This window comes from Flavobacterium sp. EDS (genome assembly GCF_020991525.1).
GTDB lineage: Bacteria > Bacteroidota > Bacteroidia > Flavobacteriales > Flavobacteriaceae > Flavobacterium.
The window spans coordinates 202,628-225,979 of sequence record NZ_JAJMOZ010000007.1 but is presented as its reverse complement, the minus strand read 5'-3'; the positions used below and the strand labels follow the sequence as shown (position 1 = coordinate 225,979).

Annotated in this window: 24 protein-coding genes; 10 read left to right on the top strand and 14 right to left on the bottom strand. The window is 31.7% G+C overall.

All coding sequences use genetic code 11. The features are described from left to right. Positions 1-50 precede the first annotated feature (50 nt). The 6 genes from LPB87_RS12395 to LPB87_RS12370 form a co-directional block, all read right to left on the bottom strand. Positions 51-890: a prephenate dehydratase gene (locus LPB87_RS12395; RefSeq protein ID WP_230728090.1), complete on the bottom strand. Its 840-nt coding sequence runs from the start codon at positions 888-890 to the stop codon at positions 51-53. Between the two features lie 316 nt (positions 891-1,206). Beyond that, positions 1,207-1,605, bottom strand: coding sequence for a hypothetical protein (locus LPB87_RS12390; RefSeq protein WP_230728089.1), 399 nt, complete (start codon positions 1,603-1,605; stop codon positions 1,207-1,209). Continuing rightward, the gene (locus tag LPB87_RS12385) at positions 1,606-2,052 is read right to left on the bottom strand and encodes a type II toxin-antitoxin system antitoxin SocA domain-containing protein (RefSeq protein WP_129540705.1); all 447 of its coding nucleotides are present in this window, start codon (positions 2,050-2,052) and stop codon (positions 1,606-1,608) included. Between the two features lie 246 nt (positions 2,053-2,298). Then, positions 2,299-4,713, bottom strand: a complete 2,415-nt coding sequence (locus LPB87_RS12380; RefSeq protein WP_129540704.1) for a ribonucleoside-diphosphate reductase subunit alpha — start codon at positions 4,711-4,713, stop codon at positions 2,299-2,301. A gap of 278 nt (positions 4,714-4,991) precedes the next feature. After that, entirely contained in the window at positions 4,992-5,981 is a 990-nt protein-coding gene (locus tag LPB87_RS12375) for a ribonucleotide-diphosphate reductase subunit beta (RefSeq protein WP_129540703.1), read from the bottom strand. 342 nt (positions 5,982-6,323) lie between these two features. Continuing rightward, entirely contained in the window at positions 6,324-6,893 is a 570-nt protein-coding gene (locus LPB87_RS12370) for a DUF3109 family protein (RefSeq protein ID WP_129540702.1), read from the bottom strand. A 256-nt stretch (positions 6,894-7,149) separates the two neighbouring features. Here LPB87_RS12370 and LPB87_RS12365 point away from each other — a divergent pair, with 256 nt between their 5' ends. The 3 genes from LPB87_RS12365 (at position 7,150) to LPB87_RS12355 (ending at position 8,667) form a co-directional block, all read left to right on the top strand. Further along, positions 7,150-7,728: a MarC family protein gene (locus LPB87_RS12365; protein WP_129540701.1), complete on the top strand. Its 579-nt coding sequence runs from the start codon at positions 7,150-7,152 to the stop codon at positions 7,726-7,728. Between the two features lie 128 nt (positions 7,729-7,856). Further along, positions 7,857-8,060 (top strand): hypothetical protein, encoded by a 204-nt coding sequence (locus LPB87_RS12360; RefSeq protein ID WP_129540700.1) that lies wholly within the window; start codon positions 7,857-7,859, stop codon positions 8,058-8,060. A 1-nt stretch (position 8,061) separates the two neighbouring features. After that, complete coding sequence (locus tag LPB87_RS12355; protein ID WP_129540699.1) at positions 8,062-8,667, top strand: FAD-dependent oxidoreductase; 606 nt, start codon at positions 8,062-8,064, stop codon at positions 8,665-8,667. A gap of 121 nt (positions 8,668-8,788) precedes the next feature. Here the strand turns inward: LPB87_RS12355 and LPB87_RS12350 are convergent, their stop codons facing one another. The 5 genes from LPB87_RS12350 to LPB87_RS12330 form a co-directional block, all read right to left on the bottom strand. Then, positions 8,789-9,100 carry a hypothetical protein gene (locus LPB87_RS12350; protein ID WP_230728088.1) on the bottom strand — a complete coding sequence of 104 codons (312 nt, stop codon included), beginning with the start codon at positions 9,098-9,100 and terminating at the stop codon, positions 8,789-8,791. 33 nt (positions 9,101-9,133) lie between these two features. Continuing rightward, complete coding sequence (locus tag LPB87_RS12345) at positions 9,134-9,499, bottom strand: nuclear transport factor 2 family protein (protein WP_230728087.1); 366 nt, start codon at positions 9,497-9,499, stop codon at positions 9,134-9,136. Positions 9,500-9,515: 16 nt separating this feature from the next. Then, entirely contained in the window at positions 9,516-11,093 is a 1,578-nt protein-coding gene (locus tag LPB87_RS12340) for a S41 family peptidase (protein ID WP_230728086.1), read from the bottom strand. An 81-nt stretch (positions 11,094-11,174) separates the two neighbouring features. Next, positions 11,175-11,606: a dCMP deaminase family protein gene (locus tag LPB87_RS12335; RefSeq protein ID WP_129540695.1), complete on the bottom strand. Its 432-nt coding sequence runs from the start codon at positions 11,604-11,606 to the stop codon at positions 11,175-11,177. A gap of 2 nt (positions 11,607-11,608) precedes the next feature. Beyond that, positions 11,609-12,202, bottom strand: a complete 594-nt coding sequence (locus tag LPB87_RS12330) for a HupE/UreJ family protein (RefSeq protein ID WP_230728085.1) — start codon at positions 12,200-12,202, stop codon at positions 11,609-11,611. A gap of 193 nt (positions 12,203-12,395) precedes the next feature. Between LPB87_RS12330 and LPB87_RS12325 the strand changes: the two genes are divergently transcribed. After that, positions 12,396-12,827 carry a TerB family tellurite resistance protein gene (locus LPB87_RS12325; protein WP_129540694.1) on the top strand — a complete coding sequence of 144 codons (432 nt, stop codon included), beginning with the start codon at positions 12,396-12,398 and terminating at the stop codon, positions 12,825-12,827. A gap of 101 nt (positions 12,828-12,928) precedes the next feature. On the opposite strand, the gene fbp is transcribed toward LPB87_RS12325, so the two are convergent. Further along, the gene (gene fbp / locus LPB87_RS12320) at positions 12,929-13,939 is read right to left on the bottom strand and encodes a class 1 fructose-bisphosphatase (RefSeq protein WP_129540693.1); all 1,011 of its coding nucleotides are present in this window, start codon (positions 13,937-13,939) and stop codon (positions 12,929-12,931) included. 174 nt (positions 13,940-14,113) lie between these two features. Between fbp and LPB87_RS12315 the strand changes: the two genes are divergently transcribed. Beyond that, the gene (locus tag LPB87_RS12315; protein WP_230728084.1) at positions 14,114-14,587 is read left to right on the top strand and encodes a GNAT family N-acetyltransferase; all 474 of its coding nucleotides are present in this window, start codon (positions 14,114-14,116) and stop codon (positions 14,585-14,587) included. A gap of 31 nt (positions 14,588-14,618) precedes the next feature. Next, complete coding sequence (locus LPB87_RS12310; RefSeq protein WP_129540691.1) at positions 14,619-15,878, top strand: aspartate kinase; 1,260 nt, start codon at positions 14,619-14,621, stop codon at positions 15,876-15,878. Positions 15,879-15,955: 77 nt separating this feature from the next. On the opposite strand, the gene LPB87_RS12305 is transcribed toward LPB87_RS12310, so the two are convergent. Beyond that, positions 15,956-16,303 (bottom strand): helix-turn-helix transcriptional regulator, encoded by a 348-nt coding sequence (locus LPB87_RS12305; protein WP_230728083.1) that lies wholly within the window; start codon positions 16,301-16,303, stop codon positions 15,956-15,958. Positions 16,304-16,456: 153 nt separating this feature from the next. On the opposite strand from LPB87_RS12305, the gene LPB87_RS12300 reads away from it, so the two are divergent. Further along, on the top strand, positions 16,457-16,624 hold the full coding sequence (locus tag LPB87_RS12300) for a hypothetical protein (protein WP_230728082.1): 168 nt from the start codon (positions 16,457-16,459) through the stop codon (positions 16,622-16,624). Between the two features lie 766 nt (positions 16,625-17,390). Here the strand turns inward: LPB87_RS12300 and LPB87_RS12295 are convergent. Continuing rightward, complete coding sequence (locus tag LPB87_RS12295; RefSeq protein ID WP_230728081.1) at positions 17,391-17,729, bottom strand: helix-turn-helix transcriptional regulator; 339 nt, start codon at positions 17,727-17,729, stop codon at positions 17,391-17,393. A gap of 325 nt (positions 17,730-18,054) precedes the next feature. On the opposite strand from LPB87_RS12295, the gene LPB87_RS12290 reads away from it, so the two are divergent. The 3 genes from LPB87_RS12290 (at position 18,055) to LPB87_RS12280 (ending at position 23,344) form a co-directional block, all read left to right on the top strand. Continuing rightward, positions 18,055-21,486 (top strand): hypothetical protein, encoded by a 3,432-nt coding sequence (locus LPB87_RS12290; RefSeq protein ID WP_230728080.1) that lies wholly within the window; start codon positions 18,055-18,057, stop codon positions 21,484-21,486. 63 nt (positions 21,487-21,549) lie between these two features. Further along, on the top strand, positions 21,550-22,107 hold the full coding sequence (locus tag LPB87_RS12285) for a hypothetical protein (protein ID WP_230728079.1): 558 nt from the start codon (positions 21,550-21,552) through the stop codon (positions 22,105-22,107). Between the two features lie 166 nt (positions 22,108-22,273). Next, positions 22,274-23,344 carry a glycosyltransferase gene (locus LPB87_RS12280; RefSeq protein ID WP_230728078.1) on the top strand — a complete coding sequence of 357 codons (1,071 nt, stop codon included), beginning with the start codon at positions 22,274-22,276 and terminating at the stop codon, positions 23,342-23,344. Positions 23,345-23,352: the final 8 nt, after the last annotated feature.

Here is a 23,352-nt window from a genome sequence, read left to right as displayed (position 1 = left end):
CGAAAGCTTTATACTTTTCTTTTGACTTTCTAACTTTCGATTTTCTGAGCTTATGACCCGCTTAAAGGTTTTGTGTTTTTATACTCACCTAAAACTTTAAAGTACTCAGCCATAATTTGAATTAGTGATTTTGCCTTTGCATAATCTTCGTAATCTTCAAAAGTTACATCTACGAAAAATGAATATTTCCAAGGTGTCTCTATTTTTGGCAACGATTGAATTTTTGTTAAATTCAGTTTGCAATCGCTCATTACATTCAAAACCGCTGCTAAACTGCCACGTTTATGATTTAATTCGAATTTAATCGATGCTCTGTTGATCTCATTTTTTGGTAAAAAAGAATTTTCTTTCTTAATGATTACAAAACGAGTCATGTTGTTTTTGATTGTCTGAATTTCTGGTGCCAAAATTTCTAAATCATACATAATTGAAGCCGTTTTACTTGCAATTGCTGCGATTCCAGTTAATTGTTTTTCCTGAATTCTTCTTGCAGTTTCAGCAGTATCTTTATCCTCTACCAATTTAACATTTGGATATTTTTTCAAGAAATCCATACATTGTAATAATGCCATCGGATGTGAATGAACCTCTGTAATATCCTCTATTTTTTGACCTTTTAACCCCATTAAATTCTGAGAAATATTTAAATAATGCTCTCCAATTATGTGTAAATTATTCTTATCTATCAAAGCATAATTCGGAATAATTGGTCCCGCAATTGAATTTTCGATAGCCATTACAGCCTGATCTGATTTTCCAGAAAGTAAGCTATCAATTAATTCCTCGAATGACAAACACTCGTCAATATCCACGTTTTCAACGAAATACTCATTCACTACTTGATGGTGAAATGAACCTTTAATACCTTGTATTGCAATTTTTGTTGTCATATACTCAAAAAAAAATCCTGATTTGCATCAGGATTGTATATTAGTTTTATTTGTCTTTTAAATTTTCTCAAATAACCATAGCACAATCCTCACTTCTACTAAAGAAGAAATAAAAAGAGTTGCTAAAATAAAAACGGTTGCTTGACATTTTGTTTGTGTTTTTCAATAAATTCTCTGCGAATGTATAAATTATTTTTACCGCACCAAAAAAAATAATGCTTTTTATGAAACAAAAAAGGATTTCTTAACAAATAAGCTCGATTTTGTAAGATATTTAAATAAATCGGTCTTAAAATGCGATTTAAGTAATTGCTAATTAGTGATTGTAGATGTCTCCAAACTTCTCTTCCAAGAATATTATATGAAAAACATTCTGATTTCTTAATCCTAAAAAAGGTCTATTATCTCCATTTGCTCTAAAAACCGTTAAATCTGTTACATCTGGTGAAACAAATTTAGGCAAGTCTGGCTTTATTTGTCTAACAGGTATTTTTTCGGTTCCAAAGCCATGCTTTTGCGCTACATTTATCTGATTCCAAGTTAGATTAGACAACTTTTTTAATCTCTCAATAAAATCAGCATAAAACTTAAAATCCTTATTAGGCTCTGTCTGCAAATACTTGAAGCAAAAAATTGGATAGTTTAATTCAGTATTATTTTGAGTAGGAACTGTTATTTTACTTTCCCTAATATCTCTCTTTTTAATTTTTCCCATCTACTCGATGATTTGAGTTTTAAAATACTCTCTCAGCAAGTCATAAGAGATTTCTCCTTGGGGGTTTTCATGAAAAATTTTCTTCCATGGCAATTCTGCATGTGTCATTTCCATCAACTTTATGGCAGAAAATTGCCCAAATTCGGTCATTACTTCCTTAAACAATTCATTTTCTTCCTCAGTCAATTCAATAATTTGCACATCTTCATTTAGAGTGATGGCTCCTGAACCAAAATCTTTAAAATGGTCAAACATATCCCTCACAACAGGACCATATTGCCAAGCTTCAAATTCTTCTTCAAATAATTTCTTATCATATACAGCTATAAAAAAACCCTGCATATAATACAGTATTTTTTGCAGTTTTAAATTAGAAATAATCTCTCCCTGACTAGCGTCTGTATGTGCAATAATTTTATGTGCAATTTGTAAAACCGGATAACTCATTACTATTCTTTTTTACAAATTTAAACAATTATTTTCTTCCATTCATCAAGCCCAATTATTTCATTAATTTTCACTTCAAAACAATTTCCGATGAAAAAACTTTCAAACAACACTTCACACAATCTTTAATATTACAAAAATGACAGATGCAGTAAAAAACAAAAGCAGCTACCTTACGATAACTGCTTTCTATTAACCAAGAATAAATCTTTCCTCTTTATTCTATTTTTTTTCTTCTAAAAATTATTACGATCCACACATTTCACAATCATCCGGACCTGCTGCTTGAGCTTTTAATAGCATTGCTTTATAATCCTCTACGTTTATTGGCTCAACTTCTGGAGCTAAAACTGCAACCGGTGCTTTAGCAACTGGTGCAATTTCTTCTTTTTTATCGTTGTTTAATGTAAATTTAATTGCATCTACAGCCGATTTTGTTCTCAAGTAATACATTCCTGTTTTTAAACCTGATTGCCATGCATAGAAATGCATCGATGTAAGTTTAGAATAGTTTGCATCTTGCATAAACAAGTTTAATGATTGCGACTGGTCAATAAAATAACCTCTTTGACGCGACATATCTAAAATATCTTTCATAGACATTTCCCAAACTGTTTTATACAATTCTTTAAGATCAACTGGAATTCCATCAATATTTTGAACTGATCCATTATGACGCATAATCTCTTGCTTCAATGTTTCGTTCCACAAACCTCTTTCTACTAAATCATGAAGTAAATGTTTATTTACTACAATGAATTCTCCAGAAAGCGTTCTTCTTGTATAGATATTTGATGTATATGGCTCAAAAGCTTCGTTATTCCCTAAAATCTGAGAAGTAGATGCAGTAGGCATTGGCGCAACTAATAAAGAGTTACGAACACCGTGCTCAACAACTTCCTTACGCAATGAAGCCCAGTCCCAACGTCCTGACAATTCTTCGTCTTTCATTCCCCACATATTGTATTGGAATTCTCCTTTTGACATTGGAGACCCTTTAAATGTAGAATATGCACCTTCAACTTTAGCCAATTCCATAGATGCAGTTACGGCAGCAAAATATAATGTTTCAAAAATTTCTTGATTCAATTGTTTTGCATCATCGCTTGTAAATGGCATTCTTAACATAATAAAAGCATCCGCAAGTCCTTGAACTCCTAAACCAATCGGTCTATGACGAACGTTAGAATTCTCTGCTTCTTTTACTGGATAATAGTTTCTGTCAATTACCTTATTTAAGTTGAATGTTACACGTTTAGTAACATCATATAATTTTTGATGATCAAATTTTCCATTCTCAACAAACATTGGTAATGAAATCGAAGCTAGGTTACAAACTGCAACTTCATCCGGAGATGTGTACTCAATAATTTCCGTACATAAATTCGATGAACGGATTGTTCCTAAATTCTTTTGGTTTGATTTACGATTTGCTGCATCTTTATACAACATATACGGAAGTCCAGTTTCTACTTGAGATTCAAGAATTTTTTCCCAAATTTCTCTTGCTTTGATTGTTTTTCTTCCTTTTCCAGCTGCTTCATAACTTAAATACAAAGCATCAAATTCTTCGCTGTGTACATCTGATAATCCTGGACATTCATTAGGACACATTAATGTCCAAGTCGTATCTTCTTGAACTCTCTTCATGAATAAATCTGGAATCCACATTCCAAGAAATAAATCACGTGTTCTCATTTCTTCCTTACCGTGGTTTTTTCTCAAATCTAAGAAATCAAAAATATCAGCATGCCAAGGCTCAATGTACATAGCAAAACTTCCTTTACGTTTTCCGCCACCTTGATCAACATAACGAGCTGTCATATCATACACACGTAACATTGGAACAATACCATTAGAAGTTCCATTAGTTCCACTGATATAAGATCCAGTTGCTCTTACATTATGTATTGCTAAACCAATACCTCCTGCAGATTGTGAAATCTTAGCTGTTTGTTTTAACGTATCGTAGATTCCATCAATACTATCATCTTTCATTGTTAATAAGAAACAAGATGACATTTGTGGTTTTGGCGTTCCTGAATTAAATAACGTTGGCGTAGCATGAGTAAAGAATTTTTTAGACATTAATTCATACGTTTCAATCGCAGACTCAATATCATCTTTATGGATCCCTATAGAAACACGCATCAACATATGTTGTGGTCTCTCTACAATTTTCCCATTTATTTTTAATAAATAAGAACGTTCTAAAGTTTTAAATCCAAAATAATCGTAATTAAAATCACGGTTATAAATAATTGTTGAATCTAGAACCTGTGAGTTTTTCTTAATTACTTCGTAAACATCATCTGCTAACAAAGGAGCCTCTTTTCCTGTTCTTGGATTAACATAATTATACATATCCGTCATCGTCTCTGAGAAAGATTTTGTCGTATTAGAATGTAAATTAGAAACAGCGATACGAGCAGCTAATTGAGCATAATCTGGATGCGCAATAGTCATAGAAGCCGCAGTTTCGGCAGCAAGATTATCCAGCTCTGAAGTCGAAACTCCATCATACAATCCCTCAATAACGCGCATGGCTACCTTAACAGGATCTACAAGTTCATTTAACCCGTAACACAATTTTTTGATTCTGTCTGTAATCTTATCAAACATTACTGGCTCCTTACGACCATCTCTCTTTATTACGTACATAAGCTTACTTTTTTATTGTTATTGAAAAAATGAAAGACACAGAAATAATGAATTCCCGCACTTAAACATTGTGTGTTTTATAATTAATTTAGGAGTTAGTAGCTTCCCAATAGTTTGCCTGTTCTTAATCTAAAAATATAGATCAAAAATTAGTCAGTAATACCATTTGAATCTTCGATTTGGGAAAAGAGATCCAACCTTTAAATTGTTTAGTTATAGAAACCCTCGTTTCTTAATTTTTTTATCTTAGTGCGTGGTTCACTAAAATCTACAGTCGTCTAAAAATCTGCATCAAAGCTAATTTTTTGCGAATCGCTATCTCCAGCTGAGCTGCTATTCATCACTCCTGCTTTTTGATATTCTGAAACTCTTTTTTCAAAGAAATTAGTTTTTCCTTGAAGTGAGATCATGTCCATAAAGTCAAACGGGTTTGATGAACCATAAACTCGGTCGCAACCTAGCTCAACAAGTAATCTATCCGCAACAAATTCTAAATATTGCGTCATTAAAACTGCATTCATACCAATTAAACTTACAGGAAGAGATTCTGTTACAAATTCTCTCTCGATATCTAAAGCATCAACAATAATTTCTTTGATTCTATCTTTTGGAACTTTGTTTATTAAGTGGTGATTGTGTAAATGCACTGCAAAATCACAATGAACTCCTTCATCACGAGAAATTAATTCGTTTGAGAATGTCAAACCTGGCATTAAACCGCGTTTTTTCAACCAGAAAATAGAACAGAAAGCACCTGAGAAGAAGATCCCTTCTACCGCTGCAAAAGCAATTAAACGCTCCGCAAACGAATCAGACTCGATCCATTTTAGTGCCCAATTTGCTTTCTTTGCAATTGCAGGAAAAACATCTAGCGCATTAAACAACTGATCTTTTTCAGCTTCATCTTTTACATAAGTATCAATAAGAAGTGAATACGTTTCGCTATGAATATTTTCCATCATGATTTGAAAACCATAGAAAAATTTAGCCTCTGCATATTGTACTTCGTTTACAAAGTTCTCAGCAAGGTTTTCATTTACGATTCCGTCTGATGCAGCAAAGAATGCTAATATGTGCTTAACGAAATATCTTTCATCATCTGACAACTTGTTATTCCAATCATTCAAGTCTTGATGTAAATCAATTTCCTCAGCAGTCCAAAAACTCGCTTCCATCTTCTTATACCAATCCCAAATGTCATGGTGTTTGATTGGAAAAATTACGAAACGGTTCTTATTTTCTTGTAAAATTGGTTCGACTTGTGACATTGTTGTTGTGTTTTATTTTAAAAAAAATCAATGAATTTTCATCCATTTCTGTAGACTACAAAGATTGTCATTTGTTGGCTAAAATAAAAGCCAAACTTATTCACAATCGGCTCTAGTTTTTAACAAAGCGCTAAAAACAGAATAATTTTCATACAATTATTAACTTATTGAAAATGAAATAGTTAAATCTTACCAAATTCACATTAACAACCGTAAAATATAGGATTTTTAAAATAAAATGCAAGACTTATTTATAAAATTTTAAAATCTATTTTTAAAATAATTTGCAATTCTTTTTATTGTAATCCTAGGCTTATTTAATTATGAAAAATAAGTTAAATCTTAAGAGCGCTTTAGGTCATGTGCAACTTTTTCAAGCTCCGCATACCAATCTTCACCAAACTTGCGAATTAAAGCTTCTTTAACAAATTTATAAACAGGAACCTCAAGCTCTTTACCTAAAGAACAGGCTGCGTCGCAAATATCCCATTTATCATAATTTACTGCTGCAAACTCGGTAAAATCTTTTACTCTAATTGGATACAAATGACATGAAACTGGCTTTTTCCAGCTTACGATTCCTTGATTATATGCTTGTTCGATACCACAAAGCGCAGTTTTTCCATCGAAAATCACATATGCACAATCTTTATTATCAATCAATGGTGTTTCAAGATCACCATCAGTACCTTTAATCCAAGCTCCTTGTGCTTCGATAGCAGCAATTCCTTCTTTACGTAAAAACGGCTTTACTTTTGGATAAATTTCCTCCAAAATCTTCGTCTCTTCTTCGCTTAACGGAGCCCCAGCATCGCCATCGACACAGCAAGCACCTTTGCAAGCAGATAAATTACAAACAAATTCTTTTTCAAGAATATCCTCAGAAATGATAGTTTTTCCTAATTGAAACATGATATATAGTGTACTGAATTATAAAATGCAAAGGTAATCAATCTATCTCGATGCCGGTAAGATAAAATGAACCAAAAAAAAGCGTTTCAATTCTTACTACCTAATTAACGAAACAAAACCGTATCTTGTTACAAAGATCACACAGGAGCTATGAAAACGCATTTTTATAACAAAAAATAACAGATTAAAGCTAATTTGTTAAAAAAATCCATTTATTTTTTACCTTTGCCCATGTTTAACTCTTAAATAAAAACAAATGCTAGAAATAGACTTAAAAGAAATAATTACTGTCGGAATGGTACTCTTTGCTGTAATTGATATTGTTGGTTCTATTCCTATTATTGTTAACCTAAGGTCAAAAGTTGGACATATAGAATCCGAAAAAGCATCAATAGTTGCTGGTTTAATAATGATCATCTTCCTTTTTATTGGAGAAGGATTCTTAAAAATAATCGGTATCGATGTACATTCTTTTGCTGTAGCAGGATCTTTTGTCTTGTTTTTTCTTGCTTTAGAAATGATATTAGGAATCCATATATATCGTGATGAAGAAGCTAGTTCCGCATCTATTGTTCCGCTAGCCTTTCCTTTAATCGCAGGAGCCGGAACGATGACCACGCTACTATCATTACGTTCACAATTTCACACTATAAATATTGTAATCGCAATTATACTTAATATAACTCTTGTATATATTGTTTTAAAATCATCTTCAAAAATCGAAAAAATGCTAGGAAAAAACGGACTTGGCGTGGTTCGTAAGACATTTGGAGTCGTACTTTTAGCTATTGCTGTTAAATTATTCGCAGCTAATGTTAAAGGTTTGTTTGTCTAAAATTAATTTTCATAAATTTACCCTCTAGAAATACTTAAAAATAGAAATTCTCGTTTGCGGAAACTCCAAAACAATATTTTCGACTTTTAAATACTTCTTTTAATCATTTAGAAATAAATAGTTATACTATGAAAATTTTTACTTCCATATTAGTGCTTTTAGCATTAGCCTTGATTATTTTCAATATTACTTTGCTGGATTTTCAAAATCCCCTACAAGGAGACAGCATGGTAGCTTTTATTGGAATCGCTGCTTCATTTTGTGCCGTACTAATTCTTTTGATTTTTAGAATTTCTAAAAAAATAGAAGAAAAAATGAACGATCAACAGTAATATGTTTGACGTTTTAATTATTGGCGGTGGCGTATCAAGTATGTCCTGTGCACTTGTTTTAGGATCTGCACAAAACAAACCTTTTGCCATTGATAAAAAAATTGGGGTTTTTACGCATCAAAAAAGCTCTTCTCTCCAAGATGCTCTTTTCAACAACGCTTACGGTATTCCACCTGGAAAATTAGGTTCTGAATTATTATCTGAAAGTACTGAGCATCTAAATCAGGAATACCCACATATTACACAAATACCAAATGAAAAAGTAATAAAAATCGAAGGTGAATATCCTGAGTTTTTAATTACCACCAACAAAAGCACATACAAAACTAAAATAATAGTTGTTGGAATTGGTTCTGCAAATACTTTTGCTATCGAAGGTTTAACTCAATATATTGAACCCCACAAAAAAGCACTTCCCGAAAAACAACGAATTCAGTTAAAAAACATTGATCACAAAGTTACTGAAGGAGTCTATGTTATTGGTACTCTGGCTGGCTGGAGAAGCCAACTATCTATTGCCGCAGGAAGTGGTGCTGCCGTTGCTACCGACATCTTAACGCTATGGAATAACGGTGTACAGACTCATGCGCACGATAGTACGCGATAATCTTTTAAAACATCCGTTTTTTTTTATTTTAACCATTAAGAGATTAAGAAAGATTAAACTTTAGGCGCTTTATAAACTTAATCTCTTAATGATTCAAAATTTTTAATGTTTTAGTGCTAACTTATTTTACAGAAACAATTTCTTTTACTTTTATATGTTTCTCCGTATCGGTTTTCCAAATATCTCCTTTTAAGAAAACCTCATCTCCTTCTTTTAATTTCTTGTAGTTTTCTGGACCGCCAAGATTTACAATACTTATTATAGCATAATAAATTTCATTTTTATCTGACTTAATCTTAGCAGTATATCCATCTTTACCAAGCTCAATAGATTCAACTTTCCCTGAAATAGTATCCTTGTCTTTCATAGTAGCACAAGAAATTACAAAAGCCATTAAGACCAACAGGAAACTTATTTTTTTGGCATTTCTCATCTTTTATATTTTACCATTGAACTATTACTAATTCTACTTCAATTGCATACAACTACCAGCAATAACTCTTACATTCTCATCAAATTGTTTCCAAACTCTACCGTATCTAAAAATTCCATCTAAGGGCTTATCATCATATTTCCCTCTTAATAAAACAGTGACTCCTACAACAGCAGTATCACCAATTACACTAATAATTTGATCTGATGCTTCTAGTACTTCGATTTCCATTTTACCTGAACGATATGAATCTAAATCGATCTCCTTAGTGATTGTTTGTCCATCTGGTAAATTAAACAACAAATCATCGTGAAGAAATTTTTCCAGAGCCAAAACATCTGCATTTTTGACAGCAGTTAATAGCTCGATTTCAGCATTTACAATAGTATTTATTTCCATTTTAAAAAAATTAGAATTATTTTTTCTGATTCAAAACAGCCTTAATCATTGCATCATTTTTAAGAATGACATCGTAGTAATAAATCTCACCATACAATTGTCTGGCAAATTCGGCCGTAATATAACGATTAATTATCGCTTTGTTTTTTTCTAATTTTAAATTCAATCCATTTTTAAGAAGATACTTCTGGAAAGAATTAAAATATTCATCTGTTGACTTCATTTTCACAACGAATTCTTGGTAATTCAATCCCGAAAATGCTTTTCTATTTTTATCCAATTGTTCAAAAACAAAATGTCCAACAATTCCAGTTTGCAATAAATAAGCAGCACCTTCAGTGCCATGTTCTATTTCGATAGGCACAAAAACATCTGGCACAATACCGCCACCACCATAAACAATTTTACCTTTTGGCGTTTTATATTTTAACGAATCGACAACCTTAATACTGTCCTTACTATATAATTCTCCATTACTAAAACGAGAATCGGATTCTTTAAAATAATCTTCATTTCCATGGTCATATGGTTTTTGTATAGAACGTCCAGTTGGGGTGTAATATCTTGCAACTGTTAATCGAACTGCCGATCCATCATTAAAATCCATTTCGCGTTGTACCAATCCTTTTCCAAACGAGCGACGGCCTATTATATTTCCTCTGTCGTTATCCTGAATTGCCCCTGCTAAAATTTCACTGGCCGAAGCACTGTTTTCATTAATCAATACTGATACTTTACCATTTTCAAAACTACCCTTTCCTGTAGCATATGTTTTTTCTGTATCTCCATTCTTATTTTTAGTAAAAACGATAAGCTGCTTGTCTTTCAAGAATTCATCAGCAATTGCAACGGCTTCTTCCATATAACCTCCTCCGTTGTCACGAAGATCGATAATTAACGACTGAATCCCCTTTTGCTTTAGCTTGGTTAAGCCTGATTTAAATTCTGCGTAAGTTGTTTCAGCAAAACGGTTTATCTTTATATAACCCGTGTTTTTATCCAATAAAATAGACACATCAACACTCTTTATAGGAATAATATCTCTTTTTATTTTAACTTTTAATTTCTTTTGTTCTGATTTTCGATAAACAGTAAGTTCTATCTCTGTTCCTTTTTTTCCTTTTAATTTAGCAAATAAACTATCTGACGGAAGTTTTCGCCCGAATAATTTAGTTTTTCCAACATATAAAATCCTATCTCCAGCCAGAATTCCTGCTTTTGCTGAAGGTCCATTTTCTATTGGTTTTATTATTGCCACAGAATCTCTGTACATATAAAAATTCACACCAATTCCAACAAAATCACCTTTCATACTCTCAGCAACTTCTGCTAATTCACTTGGTGGAATATAAACGGAATGAGGATCTAATTTTGACAGAATATTATCGACTGTAAGATTAACAATAGAATCTGTATTTACACTATCAACATACTCATTATTAATGAAATCAATTAATTTATTCAGCTTATTCTTTGAGTTGTTTTTAGCCAAAAATTGATCCTGTGCCGGGGTACTTAATAAGCTTCCAAGTACAGTTCCTAGAGCCAAAGCTGCTCCAATAACTATTGGTAAATATTTAGTATTGAATTTCATATGTAGCTAATATTTGTTTTATGAGAACAAACTAATGTATTCTTCATAAGTAATCCTGCCTTCTTAAATTACAGCAACCTTCTACTCTTCTAATACAGGAATATGCTCTACTTCTACACCTGCTTTTATTAAAAACTCGATTCCGGCATCATCACGATATCCGTTTTGGTAGACTACTCTTTTTATTCCCGATTGATGAATCAACTTACTACATTCTTTACAAGGCGAAAGCGTTATGTACAACGTTGCTCCTTCGCAAGATTGAGTTGATCGCGCTACTTTTAAAATAGCATTAGCTTCAGCATGCAAAACATCCCAGCGCGTTAACCCCTCTTCGTCCTCGCAACAATTCCCAAATCCAGATGGTGTACCATTGTAACCATCTGAGATAATCATTCGGTCTTTTACGATAATTGCACCAACTTGCTTGCGTTTGCAATATGACAACAGACTCCATTCTTTTGCTATTCGCAAATATGCTTTGTCGTATCTATTTAATTTTTCTTTTTCCATTTTTATCTATTCCATATTTCGCTCTCAATAACCATCGGAATTACAACTCCTATTATAAAAGCCGACATAGCTAAAGTCCAATCACGTTTTGAAAAACGAAAAATTGTTTGAACAATATATGAGATTATTAAAACTACAAAAACTACAATAATTTGAGCTGCCTCAATCCCCAATGCAAATTCTCCCAAAGGCAACAATTTTGATGTTGGACTTCCTCCTAATATTGTTTTAAAATAATTAGAGAATCCTAATCCATGAATTATTCCAAAGAAAAGTGTTATAAAAAATACTAAATTAATACTTTCTGTTTTAGATGATTTCCCTGCTGTAAAAAAATTAAAGAAGGCTGTTATTAAAATCGTTATCGGAATTAAAAATTCGATAATATTTACTTTGATAGTAATAACTCCATAAACTGAAAGTAATAATGCTAATGTGTGACCAACAGTAAAAACGGTTACAAGCAATAAAATTCTTTTCCAATCCTTAAACGAATAAGGAATAGTTAAAGCCATTAAAAACATTACGTGATCGTATGCATGAATATCTAGAACGTGTTTTAATCCTATTTGAAAATAAATCCAAAAATCTGACATGAGTATTTTAATTTTAATTGATAAAGGGTCTGTAAACTTACGATTAATTTTGAAAATGGTAGATTGCTACTCCAAAATGATTAAATAAAAATAAGTTAAAATTGTAGTTTTTCGAATTGTAAAAATTATAAAAAAATTAAAATTAATAATTTAAAAATAGATTTATCTTTGTGATACAAAAAACCAATTAATTATGTCATTTTCAGATTTATTTGATAGCGAATTTAAACTAAGAAATAAAGGTCACTTTTCGGCTATTGTTCGCGTAGCCCTTGCTGATGGAAAAACAAACCAAGAAGAAAAAGCCTTTTTAGACAAGTTAGCTTCTCGATTAGAAATTTCAGACGAAGAGTACAAAGAGATTCTTGCTGACCCAATGAAACACCCAATAAACGCACCTTATTTGTATTCTCAACGTTTAGAGCGTTTATACGATTTGGCTCGTATGGTACACGTAGATCACCAAATGGGGGACAGTCAAGAAATTATGCTAAGAAGATTTGGATTAGCACTAGGATTTACTCCTGGAAACGTAAACTATATCATTGCAAAAGCACTTTCATTAGTAGATAAAAAAGTAGATTTAGATACTTTTACTTTCGAAATGCAGAATATGAATAAATAAAAGTATTCAGTAACGGTGTTCCGTACCAAAACTGGTACTAAAAACTGAGACTGGTATTAAAAAACAAAACCCGACTATTAACTAGTCGGGTTTTGTTTTTATTACTTAGCCGCTTTAAGCATAAACTCTTCTGCTTTTTCGACCATATTGTAGCTTCCACAAAAGAATGGAACACGTTGGTGTAGTTCAGTCGGATTAACCTCCATAATTCTATTAAAACCATCAGATGCTTTCCCTCCTGCTTGCTCAGCTATAAATGCCATCGGATTACATTCGTACAATAAACGAAGCTTTCCTTTTGGCGCTTTGCTACTTGTTGGGTACAAATAAATTCCTCCTTTAATCATGTTTCGATGAAAATCAGAAACTAAACTTCCGATATATCTCGAAGTATAAGGTCTGTCGTCTTCTTCATGTTGACAATACTTAATATAATCTTTTACTCCTTGTGGAAAATGAACGTAGTTCCCTTCATTAACAGAGTAAATTTTTCCATCTTTTGAATATTTCATATTTGGATGTGACAAATAGAATGTTCCAATTGCAGGATTTAACGTAAATCCATTTACTCCATGTCCAGTTGTGTAAACCAACATTGTTGAAGTTCCGTAAATTACATACCCTGCTGCAACTTGATTAACTCCTGGTTGCAAAAAATCTTCAAGTGTAACTGGTGTCCCTATTGGTGTAATTCTTCTGTAAACTGAAAAAATAGTTCCCACAGAAACATTTACATCAATATTAGAAGATCCATCAAGCGGATCCATCAAAACCACATATTTATTATTATGACTGTTATCACTCCCCTGAACAGTAATAAAATCATCATTCTCTTCTGAAGCAATTCCGCAAACAATCTCACGATTGATTAAAGTTTGAATAAAAACTTCATTTGCATACACATCCAATTTTTGCTGATCTTCTCCTTGTATGTTTTGCTCTCCAGCTGCGCCAACGATGTCAACTAAACCAGCTTTGTTTACTTTATAATTAACGACTTTGGCTGCCAATCGTATAGAGTTGATAATTCGGGAAAGCTCTCCCGACGAATACTGAAATGCTTTTTGGTTCTCAATAATAAACTCTCCTAGTGTTTTATTGCGTTCTTCCATTATACTATATCGTTGTAGATTTTTTTTTGAAGTCACAAATATCGCCTTTTTTGTGAAATTGATTTAAAAATTATTTAGTTAGTTTGTCCGTATTGTATATTTGTTAATCAAAAGCAACAATCAAGTTCGAAAAAACCATTATTTTAGATATAAATACATTAATAATAAGAATTTATGAATATTAGAAAAGGAAACCCTGATGACATGAAAGCTGTTTTAGGCTTAATTCAGGAACTAGCCATATTCGAAAATGAACCAGATGCAGTTTTGGTTACAGAGAGCGATTTAGTTCGTGATGGTTTTGGAGAAAATCCTCTTTTTCATGTATTTGTAGCCGAGGTCGATGCCGAAATAGTTGGAATTGCCTTATACTATTACCGATTTTCAACCTGGAAAGGCAAAACAATACATTTAGAAGATTTAATTGTTAAAGACAAAATGCGTGGATCTGGTTTAGGAATGGCATTATATTCCAAAATAATGGAGCAGGCAAAAAAAGACAAAGTAAGAAGAGTCGAATGGAATGTACTAGATTGGAATACTCCTGCAGTTAAATTCTATGAAAACTCTGGAGCCAAAGTCTTCGAAGAATGGCGTGTTGTTCAAATGGATGAAGCTGGAATCGATACTTTTTTAGAGAAAAAATAAAAATTTAAGACACAATATATAATAATAAATAATGAGAGTATTCAAATTTGGTGGTGCCTCAGTGAAAGATGCTGAAGGAATTAAAAACGTATATGACGTTTTGCAAAAAGTAGGTTACGAAGATGTATTGCTTGTGGTTTCAGCTATGGGAAAAACCACAAACGCTCTAGAAGTTGTAATAAAGAATTATTTTGAGAAATCAAGCGAGTTAAATGCATCTGTTCAAGAAGTAAAAAAATACCACAACCAAATATTGCTGGATTTATTCGAAAATGAAAAGCATGAAGTTTTTACTGCTGTAAATGCGTTCTTTTCAGAATTAGAATATTTTCTTGCCCATAATAAATCTCCTAATTATAACTTTGTCTATGATCAAATTGTAAGTTTTGGGGAGTTAATTTCGACTACTATTTTAAGTCATTTCATGAATTTCATGGGCGTTCAGACCCAATGGATTGACGTACGTAACTTCATAAAAACTAACGCAACTTACAGAGATGCTGAAGTAGATTGGGAATTAACCCAAAAAAATATTGGTAAAAATGTAAAGCGAAATATACTGAACATAACTCAAGGTTTCTTAGGTGCCGATGAAAACAACTTCACTACAACTTTGGGTCGTGAAGGTTCTGACTACACTGCCGCAATTTTTGCTTATTGCTTAAATGCCGAAAGTGTTACCATCTGGAAAGACGTTCCTGGAGTGATGAATGCTGACCCTCGTTATTTTGAAAATGCAAGTTTACTTAATCAAATTTCATATCGTGAGGCTATCGAATTGGCATTTTACGGAGCAACGGTTATTCATCCAAAAACATTACAGCCTTTACAGAAAAAAGAAATTCCACTATATGTAAAATCTTTTATCAACCCATTATTAAAAGGAACAAGCGTTTCTAAGGGAGTTGATTTAGAACCTTATTTACCTTGTTTCATTGTAAAGAGAAACCAACTTCTAATTTCTCTTTCATCAATAGATTTTTCTTTTATTATGGAAGAAAATATCAGTGAAATTTTTGCCTTATTCCATGAGTTTAAAATAAAAGTGAATTTAATTCAAAACTCAGCGATTAGTTTTTCTGTTTGTGTAGAAGATAAATTTGAAAATTTCAATGATTTGAATGCTATCCTTTCGAAAAAATTCAAAGTTGATTTCAGTGAGAATGTTACCCTATATACTATTCGTCATTTTGATGATAAAGCTGCTGAAACTGTTGAAGAAAACAAAGTAGTTTTACTAAAACAGGTGAGTCGTGAAACCATGCAAGTAGTAACAAAAGACATCGATTAATTTTCTTTAAAAAAGTTAATTACCTAATTCCACAAATAAATAATAAAGGCTTCTCTTTTTTAAGTGAAGCCTTTATTTTATGGTTTCCGTTTTCTTTTTAAATCTTTAATTGTTTTTTTCAACTCTTTAATTCGCGCTTCATATTGTTCTACGACTTTATCCGACAATTGATTTATAATAAGCGTTTCATTTAAATCATTAGTAGTTTCTTCATCTTGTCGTATATCATTTGTCACCAATTCTTCAGGGATTATCTTGAAAAGCTCACATATTTTATTAGCATAACTTGCCCAAGAACTACTCTCTCCTCTCTCAATCCTAGCATAAGCCGATTGGGATAAGTGCAAATAATCTGCTACTTGCTCTTGCGACATCTCCTTACTTTTACGTAACTTTTTAAGCTTATTTCCTATAATTACATTCATTATTTAACTTTTTGCAATAACAAACATAAGAAATAAACTATATTTAATTTAAAATAGGTTTGAAATAGTCAATTAACGCATAAGATTTATCTAAGATTCAGACATATATTTGTTTATACAATATATTATTACTAACCATTAAATTATCATATTATGAAAAAATTTGAATTAAATGAAATGGAGAAACTAGAAGGTGGAAGCGCTAGACTTTCAGGTTGTGCTTTAACAGGCTTAGTAGCAGGAATTGCTACAGGTCTTAATCCTCTTGTTGGAGGTCTAACAACCGCTACGCGTTTTATTAAATTAGAAAATCATGAGTAAAGGATCTATAACAACGATGCTACTAATTATAACTATAGCGATATGTTATAGATATAAAATTTACAAAGACAGAAAAAAATAGTTCTATCTATTGAATCATCCATAACCTCAAACACAATTAATCATGTTTGAGGCTTTTTAAATTAATCATATGGAAAAACTAGGAACCACAGAAATTTTACTTGTAATCTTTGCAATTATATTATTATTTGGCAGAAAAAAATCCCTGAATTAATGTAAGGAACTGGAACTATAACTGGTGCGGTTGGAGAAACTCTCCTTTAGGCTGTTGCAGATAGTTCATCAAATCTAAAGCTACAAGTATTTCCAGAGAAACGTTTAGAATTAGATGTAGAAAAAATTAAATTTATTAATTCTTTATTAGAAACACCTGAAGACACATCATTAACTTTTACACTATAATAAATGAATATTTTTCAAAAAATACGCAAAATAGGGATATCTCAGTTTGTTTTATTTTTATAACAACTGCAATGTTTTTTTGGTCACGCTTTTTTAGTGATAAAGAATTTAGTTGGGCCACTATATATGAACATCGCGAAGACACAAAAATGTACATTGCTTTATTGTATGGATTTATATCGGCCCTTTTTATACATGTTGGGATATTATCTTGTTTTAAATTCCCACCTTCAAAATAAAATCATCTTAAATTAAGAGATGAACAAATATTTTATTTCTAGATAACTTGATTTCTTTTTATGCCCTTTTCAAGGTTTCACATATAGTGAAACCTTGTATATTATTATAGGTCTCTTTTTCTTTTTAAATCTTTTATTACTTTTTTCAACTCTTTTATTCGCGCTTCGTATTGTTCTATCACTTTATCTGACAATTGGTTAATGATGAAAGTTCCATTTAAATTGTTGTTTTCTTCTTTATCCTCTTCCTTAATTAAATCTTCTGGACTTATCTTGAAAACCTCACATATTGTATTAATATGGCTAGCCCATGAACTACTCTCTCCCCTTTCTATACGTGCATAAGTAGATTGCGACACCCGTAAAGAATTCGCCACTTGTTCTTGCGACAAATCCTCACTTTTACGCAATTTCTTAAGCTTATTACCTACAAATACATTCATGATCTCACTTTTAATTTACAAAACTATAAGAAATATTTTACTATTACACGTATTTAGAATAGAAAAAACCAATTCCGCCATAAAATTATTTTAAAACTATTTCTAGATTTGTATCACACAGATCTAATAATAACCACTAAACTACCCCAAAAAACAAACTTACAGATCCTCAATTATTCGAAAATAATAATAATATCCATTCTTTAGTTGTGATCAAAAATCTAAAAAACACATCTTTATAACATTCTTTAATTCATTGATAAAAACCTTACTTAAATTTCACAATTATAAATACTACTTTTGAGGTTTTGGAGTTAAAGTATTTATGATTAAAAAAATACTATTTTGGATTGTAATTATCTTTTGTTCTGGACTTCATGCCCAGGATATAAACTCGCACTATAAAATCAAAAAGATTGGTTTTTCTCGAGATACAATTCATTTAGAAAATTACAGTATTAACTCTAGTTTTTTTAAACTTTTCAATAGCAACAAAACACTTATTGATAGCACTTTATACAAAATAAACTTTCAAAAAGGAACATTACTTTTAACTGAAAAATTAACTTCAACCACTGATTCTCTAATAGTTGAGTATTTAAATTTTCCTGACATATTAACCAAAGAGTATAAAATTTATGACTCTAATAGAATTGTAAGTAATGGAGCAACCTCCGAATCATTATACCAAATCCAACCTAAAAATACAAAAACGGTTACGCCTTTTGATGGATTAACTACTTCGGGAAGTATCACTCGTGGAATAACTATTGGCAATAATCAAAACACAGTATTAAACTCTAATTTAGACCTTCAGATTACAGGAAAAATATCAGACAATGTAAGTATTCGTGCTTCATTACAAGACAATAATATTCCGCTACAAGATGGGGGCTATTCTCAAAAACTAGATCAATTTGATAATATTTTCATAGAACTCTTTAGTAACAATTGGGCATTACGAGCTGGAGATATTTTTCTTGAGAATAAAAAAACACAATTTCTTAATTTTGATAAAAAAGTTCAAGGACTTGCTGTAAATTTTAATTTTGGTGATGCTGACAGTAAAACAAATGTTTTTGCTTCAGCGGCATTAGTTAGAGGTCAATACGCTAAAAGCACTCTCACTGGGCAAGAAGGCAACCAAGGCCCTTATAAATTAACAGGCCAAAATGGGGAATTATATATATTAGTGATTTCGGGTTCTGAAAGAGTATATGTAAATGGTATTTTATTAAAACGCGGAGAAAATAAAGATTATACTATCGATTATAATGCTGGTGAAATTACTTTTACTTCACTTTTTACCATTACTTCTGAAATGCGAATAAGTATTGAATACCAATATTCAAATCAAAATTATACCCGATTTGTAACGTACGCTGGCGTTACTCATGAAAATAAAAAGTGGAGCTTTGGAGGATATCTATATTCAGAAAATGATTTAAAAAATCAACCGTTACAACAAAATTTGACAAAGGAACAGGTTGCAATATTAAGTAACGCAGGAGATGATACAAATGCTATGATTGCTCCCTCAGCATATGCAGATACCTATTCTGACAATAAAATACTTTATAAAAAAATAATAGCAAATGGAGAGGAAGTTTACGAATTCTCTAACGATCCGAAAGATGAATTATACAATGTAAAGTTTAACTTAATTGGTCCACAATCTGCTAATTATATCCTTAAGAATGTAAATACTATAGATCGTATTTATGAATATGTGCCACCAGTAAATGGGATCCCGCAAGGTAATTATGCTCCAGTTATTAAACTTGTTGCTCCTATAAAAATACAAGTAGCTACCTTTTTAGGCAAATACAATCCAACTGAAAAAACAAATTTTGATTTCGAAATTGGGGTTAGTAACAATGATGCAAACTTATTTTCGAATGCACAAGATAGCGACAATAAAGGAATCGCTACCAAAATAAACGCAAAGCAACGTTTGTTTACCAAAAGCTGGAATCTGGATGCATTTATAAACTATCAATTTATTCAGGAAAACTTTAAATCGGTTGAACGCCTTTATAATATAGAGTTTGATCGGGATTGGAATCTTCCCGCAACACGATTTGGCAACCAGAGTTTGCTGATTTCTGGATTAAACTTCGATCTTTTTCCTCATAAAAAATCATCAGATATAGGATTAGTTACCTATCAATTTGAAAATTTAGAATTTACCGAAAACTATTCCGGAAGTCGTCAATCTATTAGTGGACTCTTTAGATTGAAAAATTGGTCCATTCAGAATCAAGGTAGCTTACTCAATAGCAACAGCAATATATCGACCTCTAAGTTTTTAAGAAACCAAACCCAAGCTCGTTACCATTTTAATAAAAACTGGATTGGTGGTACATTACAACTCGAAGATAATCAGGAAAAAAACAAAGATACCAATCAATTTTCGGCTTTAAGCCAACGATTTAATGAATATGGTTTATTTATAGGCCGAGGCGATAGTACTAAGGTTTTTGTAGAATTAGGTTTTTTACGACGAAGCAATGATAGTTTACAAAACGGATTATTACAACATGTAAACAATTCTCAAACATACTACTTGAAATCAAAATTGATACAAACTACCAAAAGTGATTTGTCACTATATGCCAGTTATAGGGTATTAAATTTTGAAGACGCTACTAAAAAGAGAGAGCCTTCTTTAAACTCAAGAATTCTATATAACGATCGTTTTTTCAATCAGTTTATCCAAACTACTACAGCATACGAAACCAGCTCAGGAACGATGCCTCAACAAGATTATACATACATCGAAGTGCCCGCGGGGCAAGGAGTATATACTTGGAACGATTACAATAACAATGGAATTCAGGAACTACAAGAGTTTGAAATTGCTGCATTTATTGATCAGGCAAAGTACATTCGAATCTTTTTACCTAATCGGGTTTATATAAAAACAAATCAGAATAAATTCTCCCAATCAGTAACCTTAAATCCGAACCAATGGATAAACGAAACTGGTATAAAAAAAGTAATCTCTTATTTTTATAATCAAACTTCATTTATATTAGATCGCAAAGTAAAAAGTAACGGTGATCGTTTTGAACTTAACCCTTTTAATTCCTCTGATGAAAATGTATTGGGCTTAAATTCTAGTTTTAGAAACAGTTTGTTTTATAATCGAGGCAAACAAAACCATTCAACAACTTATACCTATTTACAAAACAAAAGCAGAAACTTACTTACAATAGGTTCGCAACAAGCCACAAACAGTTCACATCAATTGCAATATTCTCATTTATATGATAAGAGTTGGTTGTTAAGCTTTTTCACCAAAACCATCCAAACCGACCTTATTTCTGAAAGTTTTCCCGAAAAAAACTATAAGCTTACTGGCTATCAATTAGCTCCGAAAATCAGCTACTTATTTTCTAAGAGTACAAGCTTAGATTTCTTTTATGAAATTCAGAACAAAGACAATCAAATTGGCGATGAAGAAACCTTAAAACAAACCCGTTTGGGGACCTCATTCTCTTATGCTGGAGAGAAAAAAATAACGTTAAATGGAGAGTTTTCTTTTTACCAGAATAAATTCACAGGCAATGAATTTTCATCTGTAGGCTTTCAAATGCTGGAAGGCTTACAGACAGGCCAGAATTTAGTATGGAGATTGTTATTACAAAAAAATATTACACAATTTTTAGATGTCAATCTAAACTATCAAGGGCGAAAAGCCGAAATTGGAGCTACTATTCATACAGGAAACATTCAACTAAGAGCTTATTTTTGATGCATTTTAAAAAACATTACAATTAATTGATTAATTTTATTATGAATTTTAACACCTTAAAACATGAAAAAACTATTATTCCTTTGTTTTATGTTAGTTTTCTCTAGTAATTTTTACGCTCAAGAAACTGCTGTAAAAACAACTAAAGCCAAAGCTAAAACAGAAGCTGCTAAAGAGAAAAAAAAGGCTGCTGACTCTAAAACTGCAGCAGAGAAAAAAGCTACTAAAGAAAAAGCAACAGCTACCAAAAGTGTAGACGACAAAGTTGCAAAAACAAAAACAGATGCCAAAGCTAAGACCACTAAAGCAGAGGAAGCTGCTACAAAAAAAGCTGCCAAAGCAAAAACAGATGCTAAAAGTGCAACTGATGATGCTACTAAAAAAGTAACTAAAGCTAAAGCTGACACAAAAACAGCTACTGAAAAGGTAGAAAAAGCTAAAGCTGATACTAAGACAACATCAAAAACTACTACAAAAAAGGTTAAAGAAACTAACGAAAAGGCTCCTAAAGTAGCAGATAAAATTACTGGTGAATATAATGGTAAAAAAGTATATACTGGCCCAAGAGGCGGTAAATACTACATTAATTCTAACGGAAATAAAACTTACATTCAAGACTAAATAACTTGTTCTTGATAAACTAAAAAAAGGTTAGACTTCTTATCATGTCTAGCCTTTTTTAATTTACTAAAATAATAACTTAATATTTTAGTAATCATTTATAAATAAGGAAAACACTTACTATTTGTAACTTTCGCAGGGTTAACTTAACATAACCCAATTCTATATGAATTTAGATTCAACCAATAAAACCATTCTTATTGCTCCATTAAATTGGGGTTTAGGTCACGCCACAAGATGTATTCCTATAATTAAAGCACTACAGGAAAACAATTATATTCCGATAATCGCTTCTGATGGCATTGCTTTAGAATTATTACGAAAAGAATTTCCTTATATCCAAACATTAGAGCTGCCTTCCTACCAAATAGAATATGCAAAAAATGGCAAAAACTTTAAATGGAAATTAATCAAAAATAGTCCTAAAATGATTGAAGCTGTTCTGGATGAGAAAAAGATGGTGAAGTCCTGGATAAAAAAATATGGCATTGATGGTATTATCTCTGACAATCGTTTAGGAGTTTACTCTAACAAAATACCTTCAGTTTTTATCACACATCAATTAAATGTGCTAACAGGAAATACTACTTGGCTTACCAGTAAATGTCATCAATACTTTATAAAAAAATATACTGAATGCTGGGTTCCTGATATAAAAAAGAAACCCAATCTAACTGGTGAATTAGGTCATTTAAAATCCAAAAAACTTAAATTAAAATACATTGGTCCTTTAAGTAGAATGCGCAAGAAAGAAACGCCAAAAGTATATGATTTAATGGTTATCTTATCGGGACCAGAACCTCAACGAGGCTATCTTGAAGAAAAATTAAAGAAAGAAGTACTCCGTTACAAAGGAAAAGTAGTTTTTATAAAAGGTGTTGTCGAAAAAGACCAAAAAAAGGAAGTCATTGAGAATGTTACCTATTACAACTTCATGAATACACGACAACTAGAGCAAACTTTTAACGAAAGTGAACAAATCTTATGTCGTTCTGGTTACACAACCGTAATGGATTTGGTTAAATTAGAAAAGAAAGCTTTTTTTATACCTACTCCTGGTCAATATGAACAATTATATCTGGCAGAGAAATTACAAGAAGAAGGTCTTGTTCCTTACGCATTACAAGATGATTTTAAAATTGAAGATATCGCAAAAATCAATAAATATAAAGGACTACCTCAATACAAAAAGAAAGCAAAATGGAGTTCATTATTTTCCGTTTTCGAAAAACAATAAACTCCATC

Excerpts from the sequence above, each read along its gene's own strand:
- LPB87_RS12395 (WP_230728090.1), bottom strand. The coding sequence starts at position 890 with ATGACAACAAAAATTGCAATACAAGGTATTAAAGGTTCATTTCACCAT.
- LPB87_RS12390 (WP_230728089.1), bottom strand. The coding sequence starts at position 1,605 with ATGGGAAAAATTAAAAAGAGAGATATTAGGGAAAGTAAAATAACAGTT.
- LPB87_RS12385 (WP_129540705.1), bottom strand. The coding sequence starts at position 2,052 with ATGAGTTATCCGGTTTTACAAATTGCACATAAAATTATTGCACATACA.
- LPB87_RS12380 (WP_129540704.1), bottom strand. The coding sequence starts at position 4,713 with ATGTACGTAATAAAGAGAGATGGTCGTAAGGAGCCAGTAATGTTTGAT.
- LPB87_RS12375 (WP_129540703.1), bottom strand. The coding sequence starts at position 5,981 with ATGTCACAAGTCGAACCAATTTTACAAGAAAATAAGAACCGTTTCGTA.
- LPB87_RS12370 (WP_129540702.1), bottom strand. The coding sequence starts at position 6,893 with ATGTTTCAATTAGGAAAAACTATCATTTCTGAGGATATTCTTGAAAAA.
- LPB87_RS12365 (WP_129540701.1), top strand. The coding sequence starts at position 7,150 with ATGCTAGAAATAGACTTAAAAGAAATAATTACTGTCGGAATGGTACTC.
- LPB87_RS12360 (WP_129540700.1), top strand. The coding sequence starts at position 7,857 with ATGAAAATTTTTACTTCCATATTAGTGCTTTTAGCATTAGCCTTGATT.
- LPB87_RS12355 (WP_129540699.1), top strand. The coding sequence starts at position 8,062 with ATGTTTGACGTTTTAATTATTGGCGGTGGCGTATCAAGTATGTCCTGT.
- LPB87_RS12350 (WP_230728088.1), bottom strand. The coding sequence starts at position 9,100 with ATGAGAAATGCCAAAAAAATAAGTTTCCTGTTGGTCTTAATGGCTTTT.
- LPB87_RS12345 (WP_230728087.1), bottom strand. The coding sequence starts at position 9,499 with ATGGAAATAAATACTATTGTAAATGCTGAAATCGAGCTATTAACTGCT.
- LPB87_RS12340 (WP_230728086.1), bottom strand. The coding sequence starts at position 11,093 with ATGAAATTCAATACTAAATATTTACCAATAGTTATTGGAGCAGCTTTG.
- LPB87_RS12335 (WP_129540695.1), bottom strand. The coding sequence starts at position 11,606 with ATGGAAAAAGAAAAATTAAATAGATACGACAAAGCATATTTGCGAATA.
- LPB87_RS12330 (WP_230728085.1), bottom strand. The coding sequence starts at position 12,202 with ATGTCAGATTTTTGGATTTATTTTCAAATAGGATTAAAACACGTTCTA.
- LPB87_RS12325 (WP_129540694.1), top strand. The coding sequence starts at position 12,396 with ATGTCATTTTCAGATTTATTTGATAGCGAATTTAAACTAAGAAATAAA.
- fbp (WP_129540693.1), bottom strand. The coding sequence starts at position 13,939 with ATGGAAGAACGCAATAAAACACTAGGAGAGTTTATTATTGAGAACCAA.
- LPB87_RS12315 (WP_230728084.1), top strand. The coding sequence starts at position 14,114 with ATGAATATTAGAAAAGGAAACCCTGATGACATGAAAGCTGTTTTAGGC.
- LPB87_RS12310 (WP_129540691.1), top strand. The coding sequence starts at position 14,619 with ATGAGAGTATTCAAATTTGGTGGTGCCTCAGTGAAAGATGCTGAAGGA.
- LPB87_RS12305 (WP_230728083.1), bottom strand. The coding sequence starts at position 16,303 with ATGAATGTAATTATAGGAAATAAGCTTAAAAAGTTACGTAAAAGTAAG.
- LPB87_RS12300 (WP_230728082.1), top strand. The coding sequence starts at position 16,457 with ATGAAAAAATTTGAATTAAATGAAATGGAGAAACTAGAAGGTGGAAGC.
- LPB87_RS12295 (WP_230728081.1), bottom strand. The coding sequence starts at position 17,729 with ATGAATGTATTTGTAGGTAATAAGCTTAAGAAATTGCGTAAAAGTGAG.
- LPB87_RS12290 (WP_230728080.1), top strand. The coding sequence starts at position 18,055 with ATGATTAAAAAAATACTATTTTGGATTGTAATTATCTTTTGTTCTGGA.
- LPB87_RS12285 (WP_230728079.1), top strand. The coding sequence starts at position 21,550 with ATGAAAAAACTATTATTCCTTTGTTTTATGTTAGTTTTCTCTAGTAAT.
- LPB87_RS12280 (WP_230728078.1), top strand. The coding sequence starts at position 22,274 with ATGAATTTAGATTCAACCAATAAAACCATTCTTATTGCTCCATTAAAT.